This is a genomic window from Halomonas sp. YLGW01 (assembly GCF_014840935.1).
Taxonomy (GTDB): Bacteria; Pseudomonadota; Gammaproteobacteria; order Pseudomonadales; family Halomonadaceae; genus Onishia.
In genome coordinates this window covers 579,229-592,031 of record NZ_CP062005.1, presented here as the reverse complement: position 1 = coordinate 592,031, position 12,803 = coordinate 579,229, and the positions used below count along the sequence as shown (strand labels likewise).

General features: G+C 68.5%; 11 protein-coding genes. 6 read left to right on the top strand and 5 right to left on the bottom strand.

Annotation, left to right across the window (positions count from 1 at the left end):
• Positions 1-43: 43 nt before the first annotated feature.
• From IEJ03_RS02800 to IEJ03_RS02775, 6 genes are all read left to right on the top strand, one after another.
• The gene (locus tag IEJ03_RS02800) at positions 44-844 is read left to right on the top strand and encodes a putative hydro-lyase (protein WP_242458028.1); all 801 of its coding nucleotides are present in this window, start codon (positions 44-46) and stop codon (positions 842-844) included.
• Between the two features lie 105 nt (positions 845-949).
• Complete coding sequence (locus tag IEJ03_RS02795) at positions 950-2,014, top strand: TRAP transporter substrate-binding protein (RefSeq protein WP_202884388.1); 1,065 nt, start codon at positions 950-952, stop codon at positions 2,012-2,014.
• 53 nt (positions 2,015-2,067) lie between these two features.
• A complete protein-coding gene (locus IEJ03_RS02790) occupies positions 2,068-2,643 on the top strand; it encodes a TRAP transporter small permease (RefSeq protein WP_192036207.1) in 576 nt (191 codons plus the stop codon).
• Complete coding sequence (locus IEJ03_RS02785) at positions 2,643-3,929, top strand: TRAP transporter large permease (protein ID WP_192036206.1); 1,287 nt, start codon at positions 2,643-2,645, stop codon at positions 3,927-3,929. Before IEJ03_RS02790 ends, IEJ03_RS02785 begins: the two co-directional genes overlap by 1 nt.
• A gap of 173 nt (positions 3,930-4,102) precedes the next feature.
• Positions 4,103-4,786 (top strand): DUF2848 domain-containing protein, encoded by a 684-nt coding sequence (locus tag IEJ03_RS02780; RefSeq protein ID WP_192036205.1) that lies wholly within the window; start codon positions 4,103-4,105, stop codon positions 4,784-4,786.
• Positions 4,783-6,180, top strand: coding sequence for an amidase (locus tag IEJ03_RS02775; RefSeq protein WP_202884387.1), 1,398 nt, complete (start codon positions 4,783-4,785; stop codon positions 6,178-6,180). The genes IEJ03_RS02780 and IEJ03_RS02775 overlap by 4 nt, the downstream gene beginning before the upstream one ends.
• 83 nt (positions 6,181-6,263) lie before the next feature.
• Here the strand turns inward: IEJ03_RS02775 and zapE are convergent, their stop codons facing one another.
• From zapE to IEJ03_RS02750, 5 genes are all read right to left on the bottom strand, one after another.
• The gene (gene zapE, locus IEJ03_RS02770) at positions 6,264-7,454 is read right to left on the bottom strand and encodes a cell division protein ZapE (RefSeq protein WP_192036204.1); all 1,191 of its coding nucleotides are present in this window, start codon (positions 7,452-7,454) and stop codon (positions 6,264-6,266) included.
• Positions 7,455-7,753: 299 nt separating this feature from the next.
• Positions 7,754-9,097 carry an N-succinylarginine dihydrolase gene (gene astB / locus IEJ03_RS02765; protein ID WP_192036203.1) on the bottom strand — a complete coding sequence of 448 codons (1,344 nt, stop codon included), beginning with the start codon at positions 9,095-9,097 and terminating at the stop codon, positions 7,754-7,756.
• On the bottom strand, positions 9,094-10,563 hold the full coding sequence (gene astD, locus IEJ03_RS02760; protein ID WP_192036202.1) for a succinylglutamate-semialdehyde dehydrogenase: 1,470 nt from the start codon (positions 10,561-10,563) through the stop codon (positions 9,094-9,096). The genes astB and astD overlap by 4 nt, the downstream gene beginning before the upstream one ends.
• Before the next feature lie 116 nt (positions 10,564-10,679).
• Positions 10,680-11,720 (bottom strand): arginine N-succinyltransferase, encoded by a 1,041-nt coding sequence (gene astA, locus IEJ03_RS02755; protein WP_192036201.1) that lies wholly within the window; start codon positions 11,718-11,720, stop codon positions 10,680-10,682.
• Positions 11,720-12,784 (bottom strand): arginine N-succinyltransferase, encoded by a 1,065-nt coding sequence (locus IEJ03_RS02750; protein ID WP_192036200.1) that lies wholly within the window; start codon positions 12,782-12,784, stop codon positions 11,720-11,722. The genes astA and IEJ03_RS02750 overlap by 1 nt, the downstream gene beginning before the upstream one ends.
• Positions 12,785-12,803 lie beyond the last annotated feature (19 nt).

Genomic DNA, 12,803 nt, shown 5'->3' with positions numbered 1-12,803 from the left:
GGTTTCTATCGTGAAGGCATAATCACAACCACAAGATATCGCCATGCCTTCCTACACCACGATGGCCACGGCCAGCCCCTTCGAGGTCCGCCAGGCGATTCGCCGCGGCGACTGGACCCGACACACCAGCGGCCTGGCCGCCGGATTCGCCCAGACCAACCTGGTGATCCTGCCGGCGCAATATGCCGACGATTTCATGCGCTTCTGCCTGATGAACCCTCGGCCCTGCCCACTGCTCGACGTGACCCGCCCCGGCGATCCGGTGCCCCACGCCCTGGGCGAGGACATCGACCTGCGACATGATCTGCCCCGCTACCGGCTCTACCGCGACGGCGCCCTGGACGACGAGTGCACCGACATCGCCGAGTACTGGCAGGATGATTTCGTCAGCTTCTCGATCGGCTGTTCCTTCTCCTTCGAGGAGGCACTGATCGCCGACGGCCTCGATGTGCGCCACGTCACCCATGACCGCAACGTGCCCATGTATCGCACCAACCGCGCCCTGAATCCCAGTGGCGTCTTTAGCGGCGAACTGGTGGTGTCGATGCGTCCCTTCACCGCCGAGCAGGCGATCCGTGCCATCCAGATCACCACCGACATGCCCAAGGTACACGGCGCCCCGATTCATATCGGCCACCCCGAACTGCTGGGCATCGACGATCTGACCGCGCCTCACTTCGGTGAACCGCCGGTGCTGCATGATGACGACCTGCCGGTGTTCTGGGCCTGCGGCGTGACCCCGCAGCTCGCCATCGAGCAGGCCGGGCTGCCCTTCGTGATAACCCACAGCCCGGGACACATGCTGATCACCGATCTGCCCAACCGGCAGCTAAAGTTCAGCTAGGGTGATACAGCCCCCCTGTGCCCCCCTTCCGGGACGCGCCTGACCCGGCATCCTCAGGCGCTGACACCAGCAATCACCAATAACAGCAACAAGAAGGAAGCCCCTATGACTTACTCCTTTCGTCCTTCACGCATGGTTCCCACCCTAGTCGGCCTCGGGCTGATCGGCTTGAGCGCCACGGCCAGTGCCGAGACCTCCCTCAACGTGGTGGGCAGCTGGAGCAGCCTCGAACTGCACCGCCAGTTCGAGAAGCCCTTCTGGAGCGAGACGCTGCCCACCCAAAGCGATGGCGAGATCACCACTCAGGTCACCACCCACGACCAGATGGGCATCGCCGGTGCCGACGTCTATCGCTATCTGGGCGATGGCCTCTTCGATGTGGGCATGACGGTGGCCGACTACACCGTGGGGGATGCCCCCGCCCTCGAGGGCCTGGACCTGCCGATGATGGCCAGCGACATCGCCGCCGCCCAACAGGTCGCCCAGGCCTTCCGCCCGCTGGCCGAAACGACCATGAACGAGCGCTTCAACAGCCATGTGCTGGCCATCGTGCCCTACCCGGCTCAGGTGCTGTTCTGCAACACGCCCATCGAAGGCGTCGAGAGCCTCACCGACAAGAAGGTCCGAGCCAGCGGCCGCTCGACCGGGGAGTTCATCGAGGCGCTGGGCGCCCAGAGCCTCAACATCGCCTTCAACGAGGTGCCGGGTTCCCTGGAGCGTGGCGTGATCGACTGCGCGGTGACCGGCTCGCTGTCGGGCTACAGTGCCGGCTGGCATGAGGTCTCGAGCCATCTGCTGGCGCTGCCGATGGGGGGCTGGGACTACGTGATCACCGCCATCAACCTCGACAAGTGGAATGACCTCGACGAGGCCACCCAGACCCAGATCCAGTCGAGCGTCGACAGCGAGTTCGTGGCCCCGGTCTGGGACAACGCCCGCACCGAGACGGCCCGCGGCATCGCCTGCCTGACCGGCCAGGGCGAGTGCCCGCTGGGCGAGCCGGCCGACATGACCCTGGTGCGCGCCACCGAGGATGACCTGGCCGCCGCCCGTCAGGCCCTGGAAGAGACGGTGCTGCCCGCCTGGGCGTCGCGGGTCGATGCCGACACGCGCAAGGCCTGGAACGAAAGCGTCGGCCAGATCGTCGACCTGACCGCCACGGCGCCCTAAACCGCCGTCCGCCGCCCCGCGCGAGCGGGGCGGCCAAGCCTCGAGGTACTCCCATGACGACGCTCATTCCCGTGCTCGATGCCGTGGTGTCCGCCACGCGCCTCGTGTCCCGTCTCGCCGCCCGACTGATGGGCCTGGCCCTGCTCGCGGTGGTGCTGTTCATCGGCGCCGAGATCCTGATGCGCCAGCTGTTCGGCCACGCCCTCTCCGGGGTCCACGAGTACTCCGGCTATGTGCTGGCGGTACTCTCGGCCTGGGGGCTCTCGCACACCCTGCTGGAGCGTGCCCATATCCGCATCGACGTGGTCCACGGCCAGCTATCGCCTCGCTCGCGCCAGATGCTCGACATCATCGCCCTGCTGGCGCTTAACCTGGTTGCGTGGACCATCGCGATCAATGCCTACCCGGTGCTGGCCAAGTCGCTCGCCAACGCTTCCACCGCCAACACGCCGCTGGCTACCCCGCTGTGGATTCCGCAGGTGCTGTGGCTCGCCGGTTATGTGTGGTTCGCGATCACCACCAGCGTGCTCGGCGTGCGCGTGCTGGCCGCCCTGTTCACCCGCGACGCCGCTACCATCGAGGCCCTGGCCGGCCCGGACAAGGGCGAGACCGCCCAGGAGGCCACCTGATGCTTGCCTTTCTTTCCGTCGGTATCCTGAGCCTGCTGCTGGCCGGCATTCCGGTCGCCGTGACGCTGTTCCTGCTGGCCTTCGGCATCGATCAGTTCTTCTCGTTCTTCCCGCTGACCAAGGCGCTCGGGCAGAACCTGTGGTCCGCCGCCGACTCCTTCCTGCTGATCGCGATTCCGCTGTTCGTGCTGATGGGCGAGATCATCGTGCGCGCCGGCATCGCCGAGAAGGCCTACCGGGCCATGGATCACTGGCTATCCTGGCTGCCGGGCGGCCTGCTGCACGCCAACATCACCACCTCGGCGCTGTTCTCGGCGACCTCCGGGTCCTCGGTGGCCACCGCCGCCACGGTCTCCACGGTGGCCCTGCCCCAGGGCAAGACGCTGGGCTACGACGCCAAGCTGTTCTGCGGCAGCATCGCCGCCGGCGGCACCCTGGGCATCCTGATTCCGCCCTCGATCAACCTGATCGTCTACGGCTTCCTCACCGAGACCTCGATTCCGCAGCTGTTCATGGCCGGCCTGGTGCCGGGTCTGGGGCTGGCGCTCCTGTTCATGATCGCCTCGCTGCTGCTGTGCCTGTGGAAGCCGTCGCTCGGCGGCCCCAGCACCGTGGCTTCCTGGGGCACCCGCCTCAACAGCCTCAAGTTCCTGCTGCCGCTGCTGGTGCTGTTCCTGGTGATCGTCGGCTCGATCTACCTGGGCTGGGCGACCCCCACCGAGGCCGCGGCCATCGGCGTAATCGCCTCGCTGGGGCTTGCCGCGCTGAACCAAAGCCTGGATCGCAAGATGCTGATGGCCGCCCTGGACGGCACCATCAAGACCAGCTCGATGATCCTGTTCATCATCCTGGCCGCGTCCTTCCTCAACTTCGCGCTGGCCTCCTCGGGGATGGTGCAGCAGCTCACCGGCCTGCTGAACGCCTATGATCTCTCGCCCTTCGCGCTGCTGATGGCGGTGATCGCGCTGTTCATCGTGCTGGGTTTCTTCATCGAGACCCTGTCGCTGATGGTCATCACCATCCCCATCGTCACCCCGCTGATCGTCGCCGCCGGCTTCGACAAGGTGTGGTTCGGCATCGTGATGATCCTGTTCGTGGAGCTGGCCCTGATCACGCCACCGGTGGGGCTCAACCTCTACATCGTCCAGGCCTCGCGCCGCGGCGAAGCCTTCTCCGACGTAATCATCGGCACCCTGCCCTACCTCGCCGCCATGCTGGTGATGGCCGCGCTGCTGGTGACCTTCCCGTCGATCGCCCTGTGGCTGCCCCAGACCCTGAGTCAATGACCCTGAGCCTATATATAGCCCTGAACCAATAACCCTGAGCCCACTGCCTTAGCGACAGCTCTGGCTCACCCATGCGGAATCGGTGGGCGCGGGATCAAGCTTTCCGCGCCCATCTTCATCACAACAAGCTTCATCACAACAATCTTCATGACAACAAGAACGGAGTCTTTTCCATGCTGACCTTCACCCATGCCGGCGGCACCTTCACCCTGACACCCGAGCGCCTGGCGATCGCCGGCTGGGCCGGCCGCGATCAGGCCGGCGTACAGCACCATATCGAGGAACTGGCGGAGCTCGGCGTACAGCCTCCCTCCACCACCCCGCTGTTCTACCGCGGTGGCGTCGAGCTGCTGACCCAGCGCGAACGGGTGCAGATGCTCGGCACCCACGGCTCCGGCGAGGTCGAGGCCTGCCTGATCAGCGACGCCGACGGCACCCTGTGGGTGACCCTGGCCTCCGATCACACCGACCGCAAGCTCGAGGCCGTCGGCGTCGCCGAGTCCAAGCAGCTGTGCGCCAAGCCGATCGGTGGCGAGGCCTGGCGCTATGACGAGGTCCGCGATCACTGGGATGCGCTCGAGCTTGGAAGCGAGATCGAGGAAGACGGCCAGACCGTCACCTACCAGCAGGGCACCCTGGCCGAGCTGCTCGACGTACCGGCGCTGCTGGCGAAGCTGCCGGCGGCCCTCGCGCAAAACGGCAGCCTGGCACCCAATAGCGTGCTGCTGTGCGGTACCGTGCCGGCGATTGGCGGCATCCGCCCCAGCGCGGGTTTCACCATGCACCTGAAGGACCCGGTGCGTGGTCGCGCGCTCCGCCACCACTATCGGGTCGAGGCCCTGGAGGTGGCACAATGAGCGAGCGTCCCCCCGAATCGTCACAGGCGATGGCGGATGCCTTCTGGGCGCGCCCGCCCGCCAAGCGTCGGTTGACGGATCTCGCCGCGGCCTTCCAGCGTGGCGACGTCACCCCGCGCGAGGCCAGCGAGGCGCTGAGCCGGCGCGCCGCGGCGCTAGCGGACGTCGCACGCGAGACCTTCGTCAGCGTCGACCCGGCCCGCCTGACCGACCAGGCCGATGCTCAGCAGGCCCTGCAGGCGGCAGGCGAGGCGCCACGCGCGCTGTCCGGCGTGCCGGTCAGCATCAAGGATCTCTTCGACGTGCGCGGCGAGGTGACACGGGCCGGGTCGCGGGTGCTCGAGGCGAGCCTGCCGGCGACAAAGGATGCCCCCGCCGTGACCCGCCTGCGCCAGGCCGGCGCCCTGCTCGCCGGGCGTACCACCATGAGCGAATTCGCCTTTTCGGGCCTCGGGCTCAACCCCCATGTCGGCACCCCACCCAACCCCTTCGATGCCACCTGCATCACCGGTGGCTCGACCTCGGGCGGCGCCGCCTCGGTGGCCTTCGGGCTGGCCGCGGCGGCGCTGGGCAGCGATACCGGCGGCTCGCTGCGCATCCCGGCGGCCTTCTGTGGCCTGGTGGGGTTCAAGCCTAGCCAGTCAAGCGTGTCCGGCGAGGGCGCCTACCCGCTGTCGCCGAGCCTCGATTGCGTGGGCCCCATCGCCCCGAGTGTGGCCTGCTGCGCCACCCTGTGGGAGGTACTGAGCGGGCAGACCGTCACGCTGGATGCGACGCCTCGCCCGCTGCGCCTGGCGATGCCCGACGGTGCGCTGCTCGAGGAGCTCGACGACGAGGTCGCCGCCGCCTTCGAGGAGGCCGTGGCCAGCCTGCGCCGACGCGGCTGGCACATCGAGCGGCTGCCGCTGGCTGCGGTGGAGGATGCTCACGCCATCAACCTGCAGGGCGGGCTCGTGGTGCCTGAGGCGGCGGCCCTACACCGGGAGCAGCTGGCCGCCCACGAAGCCGACTATGACCCCTTCATCGCTGAGCGGCTGCGTGGCGGTCGCGAGGTGCTGGCAAGCGACTACCTGGACAGGCTCTGGCCGCGCCCCGGCATTCAGACACGCTTCGCCGCCGAACTGGTCGGCTTCGATGCGGTGCTGCTGCCCACCGTGGCCATGCTGCCGCCCGAGCGCCGCCCGCTCGAAACGAACGCCGAGGCCTTCCAGGCCGCCAACCGGCGCGCCCTGCGCAACACCAGCGTCTTCAACTACCTGGATGCCAGTGCCATCTCGCTGCCCTACACCGCGGCCGGTGCCGAGCTGCCGATCGGCCTGATGCTGGCCCGTCCCCAGGGCGAGGACGCGGCGCTGCTGCAGGTGGCCTGCGTGCTCGAGGCCGAACTGGGCTAAGCCCTGCCGCCAGGCCCCTCGCGTCACGTCCGGACCACGGACCGTCGGACAGGTGGTAAACCACTCGCGCCAGGGGCTGGGCCTCATCGCCTGGACGCCTCGGCGCCGAAGCGCCTGAGCTGCATTTCCTGAAGGCGGCTCAGGCTGCGCCGGAAGGGAAAGGCCAGGTGCCCCTCGGAGTACAACGCCTCGAGGGGCACCCGGGCGGCGAGGTAGAGGGGGATGCCCCGGTCGTAGCATTCATCGACCAGGGCGATGAAGCGGCGAACGCCGTCGTCCCGGGGCGAGAGCGCGGGCAGCGCCCGATCGCCGGCGGCGACCCGCGCCACGCCATCCTCGGTGCCGCGAGCGATAAGCGCGGCCTCGGGCTCGCCGCCAAGGCTTGGCACCTCATCCAGCAGGATGGCTCGAAACCGATCACACAGGCCGATGAAGTCCAGCGCCGACAGCGGCTGCTCGCATAGCATGGCGTATCGACACCAGAGCACGTCCTCACCCCGGCGCTCGATATCGATCTCCCGATGGCCAAGGGTGATGGGCGCGGTTGTCGTCACCTGTTGCCCCACCAGTTCCTCGAAGACCGCCGGCAAGGGACTCGGCGCGCCGGGCGCGACCACCCAGTAGCGCTCCCGCGCCTCGCCCGGATGCTGGCGGTGGTCCTTGCCGCCGTCGAGGTTGAGCACCTCAAGATGCTGCTCGAGGGTGGCGATGGCCGGCAGGAAGCGCTCGCGGTTGAAGCCGTCGGCATAGAGCTGATCCGGTGCCTGGTTGGAGGTGGTGACCAGCACCACGCCCTGCTCGAACAGTGCCATCAGCACGCCGCCCAGCAGCATGGCATCGGCGATATCGTTGACGTAGAGCTCATCCAGGCACAGCACCCGCACCTCGTCGGCGAGCTCGGCCGCCAACTGCCCCACCGGGTCGGCGGTGCCCATCAGCTGGAACTGGCGCCGGTGTACCCAGCGCATGAAGTGATGGAAATGCTGGCGGCGCGCCGGCACCTCAAGCGATGCCACGAAGCGATCCATCAGCCAGGTCTTGCCGCGACCCACCGGCCCCCAGAGATAGAGGCCTCCGGCCGCCACCCGATCCCCTTGCCTGTCCCCTTCGCCCGGCCCCTGGGATGGCGCTTCGTGCAGCGCCTCGACACAGGCGTCCAACGCCTCGGCGGCCCGACGCTGGGCGCCGTCCTCGACGAAGCCGCGCTCGAGGGCGTGCTCATAGGCGCCAAGGGGTGAGAGGGGTGAGAGGCGCGAGAGGGACGACTGGGTCATGGGCGAGACCTGGGAGAACGAGAGCTTGAAGGAGACATGACTGTGCCAGCCTCGGGACAGGGCAGAAAGGGGTACTTGAGAAAGTGTCAGCCCAGAGCTTGGTAGAAAGAGGCACGGTAGAAAGTGTCGGCGTCGGGGCACGGTAAAGGTGCCGGCATCGGGGCACTGTAAAAAGCGCCACCAGAGAAAACGCCCCCGCCGACCAGAGAAGCCGACGAGGGCGCAGCTTTGTCACGTTACCGCTCGAGCGCCTCCATCAAGTGGATGGAGGCGCTCGACGGGCCGCGTAAGGTGACCGCTCAGCCCAGCTGGAACGGATACACCGAGCCGATCTTCAAGAGCCTGGTCAGCTCATCCAGGGCGGTGAGGGTCTCGACGGCGAGCTGCGGGTCGGCCAGATCCTCCGGCGCCAGGCGATCGCGGTAGTGACGCTCGACCCAGGCGGTGAGATCACCATAGAGGCCGTCGTCGAGCAGCACCCGGCCGGTCACGGCGGCACGCTCGGCGTCGGACAGCGCTACCCGCAGACGCAGGCAGGCGGGGCCGCCTCCATTGCGCATGCTCTGCTTGACGTCCTTGACCAGCACCTCGTTGATCGGGTTCGGACCGGCGATCAGCAGGTCCTGGATGGTGCGCCATACGGCCTCGTTCTCCTGGCACTCGCCGGGCACCACCAGGGTCATGGAGCCATCCGGGTTGGCGAGCAGCTGGGAGTTGAAGAGATAGGAGCCCACGGCGTCCTCGAGGCTGACCGCCTCTTCCGGCACCCGCACCGGGATCAGCGGCGTGGCCATCTTGGCGCGCAGCTCGTCCAGGGTGCCCTGCTCGTCGCGGAAGGCCTTGGCGTGGTAGAGCAGCACCGGGCCGTTGCCCACGGCGATCACGTCATTGTGGAAGACGCCGGCGTCGATGGCCGCCGGGTGCTGCTGGGCGAACACCGTCTGGGCGTCCGTCAGGCCGTGCTGACGGGCGACGGCCTGGCTGGCCTCGAGGGTCTGGCGGGCCGGGTAGCGCTTGGGCTCGATGCCATCGCCGCCGAAGGCCTGGCGACCATAGACGAACAGGTGCACGCCGGGCTCGCCATAGGCGCCGCACAGCCGGGTGTGGTTGGCCGCGCCCTCATCGGAGAACGCCGGGGTCGCCGGCAGCACCGGATGATGGGCGAAGTGGCCCTCGTCGGCGAAGATCGCCGCCAGCACCCGCCCGGTGGTCTGCGGCTCCAGGTAGCGATGAAAGCTCGACTGCAGGTTGGCCGGGGTGAAGTGCACCCGGCCGTCAGGGGCGTCGACGCTCGGTGTCACGGTGCCGGCATTGGCGGTCCACATGCTGGAGGCCGAGCAGACCGCGCGCAGGATCTGCGGGGCCTCCTTGGCGGCCCGGGCGAGTACCTCGCCATCGCTGCCGGTGAAACCCAGCGCACGCAGGGCGCCGAGGTCCGGGCGCTGCTGGGGCGGCAGCACACCCTGGGCGTAGCCGGCGTCCATCAGCGACTTCATCTTGCCAAGGCCCTGCAGGGCGCCTTCCCGGGGGTTCGAGACCAGGCCGCTGTGGCTCATCGAGGCCACGTTGCCGTGGGCCAGCCCCGAGTAGTTGTGGGTCGGCCCCACCAGGCCGTCGAAGTTCACTTCGCGCACGTCACTCATAACACCACCCCCGCCGGCAGGGTCTCGGGCAGCACCAGGCTCTCGGCTTCCATGGAGGCGACCGGGTAGGCGCAGTAGTCGGCGGCGTAATAGGCGCTGGGACGATGGTTGCCGCTGTCGCCGACGCCGCCGAAGGGCGCGTCGCCGGAGGCGCCGGTGGTCTGGCGGTTCCAGTTGACGATACCGGCGCGGATGCGCAGCAGGAAGTCGTCCCAGTCGGCGCGTTCGCCGCCGATCAGGCCGGCGGAGAGGCCATAGCGGGTGTCGTTGGCCAGTGCGATCGCCTCGTCCCAGTCGGCGTAGCGGTGGACCTTGAGCAGCGGGCCGAAGTGCTCCTCATCGGGCACCGCGATGCCGGTGACGTCGATCAGCGCAGGCGACAGCAGGCTGGTGTCCGCTTCCAGGCAGTGCATGCGCGAAAGCACACTGCCCCCCATGGCTTCCAGATCGTCCTGAGCCTTGAGCAGGCCGTCGGCCGCCTCCCGGCTTACCAGGCCACCGTAGAAGGGAGCATCCTCGCTGAACTGACCGGCCACCCGCAGCTTTGAAATGGCCGTGACCAGCGATTCGATCAGGCGATCCCCCACCGGGCCTTCCGGCACGATCAGCCGGCGTGCGCAGGTGCAGCGCTGGCCGCCGGAGAGGAAGGCCGACTGCAGGATGGCCAGCACCGCGGCACTCTCATCGGGCACGTCCTTGACCACCAGCGGGTTGTTGCCGCCGAGCTCCAGGGCCAGGATCTTGTCGAGCTGGCCCGCAAACTGGCGCTGCAGGATGCCGCCGACCTTGGCGCTGCCGGTGAACAGCAGGCCGTCGATGTCCGGGTCCGCGGAGAGCGCCTGACCGACCGGGGCGGCGCCCTGCACCAGGTTGATCACGCCGTCCGGCAGGCCGGCCTCGCGCCAGCACTGCAGGGTCAGATCGGCGGTCAGCGGCGTCTGTTCGCTGGGCTTGAAGACCACCGTGTTGCCGGCCAGCAGCGCCGGCACCATGTGCCCGTTGGGCAGGTGGCCGGGGAAGTTGTAGGGGCCGAACACCGCCAGCACGCCGTGGGGGCGATGACGCAGCACCGCCGTGGTGCCGTTGACGTCCTTGCTGCGTTCGCCGGTGCGCTCGTGGTAGGCAGCCACCGACAGCGCCACCTTGCCGATCATGGCGCCGACTTCAGTTCTGGCCTCCCAGAGCGGCTTGCCGGTCTCCTGGGCGATGGCGGTGGCAAGCGCCTCGCGGCGACTGTCGAGCACATCGCGGAAGCGCTCGACCAGCGCCTGGCGCTCGGCGAAGGGCGTGCGAGCCCAGGTCGGAAAGGCGGTACGGGCGGCCTTGACGGCGGCGCCGACCTGGTCGGCACTGGCACTGCCGGCCTGCCACAGGGTCTCGTTAGACACCGGGTCGATCTTGACGAAGCCCTCGGCCTCGCCGGGAAGCCAGGTGCCACCGATCAGGAGTTGCTGCTTGGCGTGCATGGAGTCTCTCCCTCGGCGCGGCGAGGCCGCCGCGCTCGCGAAGTGGGTGGCGGACCGGGATGTCGCGGCGCTGCCGAGCGCCCGGTCGCGGATTGTTATGGTGGAGCGTCAGCGGCTCAGGTGCCGAGCACCCTCACGGTGTCGCCGGCGCTGACACCGAGGCGACGGGCCTCGGTGTCGGTCAGGTTGATGGTCTCGCCCTCGGGGCCGCGGCCGACCCAGCAGGCGCAGAAGCCGACCATGGCGGTGGTCGACACCAGCCATTCGGGGCGCTCACCGCTCTCACTCTCGCCCCCGGCCTCGGCGCTCACCTCGACCTGACAGAGCGTCGATTGGCGTACCGCGCGCACGTCGTCGATGTAGGCCTCCACGGTAGGGCCGGCATCGAAGATGTCGATGTAGCCTTCCCAGCGCAGCCCTTCCTTCTTGAGCATCTCGAGCGCGGGGCGGGTGTGTTCGTGGACCTCGCCGATGCAGGCCTGCGCCTCTTTGGAGAGGAAGGTGGTGTAGATCGGGAACTTGGGCATCAGCTCGCCGATGAAGCTCTTCTGCCCCAGGCCCGTCAGGCGGTCGGCCTGGTTGAAGTCGAGCGGGAAGAAGTGGCTGCCCAGGTTCTCCCAGAAGGGGCTCACGCCGTCCTCGTTGAAGACGCCGCGCATCTCGGCCAGCACCTTGTCCGGGAAGCGATCGCGGAACTGAGCCATGAACAGCCAGCGCGCCTTGGACAACAGGGCCCCGTTGCGCTCATGGCGACGATCCGCGCCGCGGTACTCCGGACGCAGGAACAGCGAGGCCACCTCGGCATCGCCGGTGTGATCCGAGCTCAGGAAGAGGGTGTCGATGGTGCGGTGCAGGTCGAGCTGTACCGAGGAATGCGCCAGGGTGCCGAGCCGGTAGTGGTAGAAGGGCACCTCGCGGCCCACCTGGGCCTCGATGGCACAGCAGCCGGCCAGCTCGCCGTTGGTCTCGTCTTCCAGCACGAAGAAGTACAGGCGGTCATCGACCGGGGTGCGCTCCTCGAAGGCGCGCGCCGCCGACTCGATCTTGCTTTCCAAGAAGTCCCGGTTGTCGGGCAGCGAGGTGAAGCCGACGCCGGTCTGTCGGGAGAGGGCCTGCAGGCCGTCCAGGTCGCCGCGGGCAATCGGACGAATGCGCATCACAGTTCTCCTTCATCGAGGGCATCGATGGCGTCGGGCAGCGTCAGCGGCGCGGCCAGCACGGCGCGGCCCTCCTCGACGCCGAGGATCTCGGCATGCTCGGGGGACAGCATCAGCTGGCCGGTGGGCGACAGCGCATAGCGGGCCACCACGCAGCGGAATTCGCCGAGCTTCTGGTTGGCGATCATCGCCGGCTCCGCATCGGGCAGCGCGCCCGCCGGACGGATGCGCACCGGATGCCAGCTGGCCCGGCGGAAGGTCTCCAGGCGCTCGCGCTCGCCCTTGACCACCGGGCCGGCATCGAAGATGTCGACGTGGCGGCTGCGCACGAAGCCCTCGGCCAGCATCTCCTCCAGCGCCGTCTCGTGATCCGGGTGCTCGCGGCCGATGGCGGCCCGCGCCGGGGGCGTGAGCAGCGGCAGGTAAAGCGGGAACTGCGGCATCACCTCGGCGATGAAGCTCTTCGAGCGCACCCCCGCGATGTGATTGATCTCCTGATAGCCGCGCTGGAAGAAGTGCTCACCGACGCTCGCCCAGAACGGGGACTCGCCCGCCTCGTCGAGGAAGCCCGGGAAGGCCACCGCCAGCAAATCGGCGAAGCGCTCCGGGTACTGGGCGATGAACATCAGCCGCGCGCGGCGCAAGAGACTCTCGGCGCTGGTGCCCTTGTAGCGCGGGTCCAGAGACAGCGCGCACAAGAGCGACGCCTCGGAGACCTCGTGGGACAGCGACAGGGTCTGTACCTCGCGGCGCACGTTGAGCTGCTGCGAGGCGTGGATCAGGGTCTCCTGGCGGTAGGTGTAGTAGGCATCCACCGCCCCGGCCTGGGCGCGGATGGTGGCAGTGCCCACCACCTCGCCGCGCTCCCGGTCCTCGAGCACGAAGGTGTAGTGCTCGTCACCGGGAAAGTCGACCGCACGGCCGAAGGCACGCTGGGAGCGAGTGATCCGCTCCTCCAGGCGATCGCGGTGAGCCGGCAGGTTGGTCAGGCGCGGCGTGGCGCTGCCGGCCAGGCGCTCCAGGGCCGGCAGATCCGCCGACCGGGCGGGACGAACGACCAGCATGGGCTGTCCTCCATCTGAA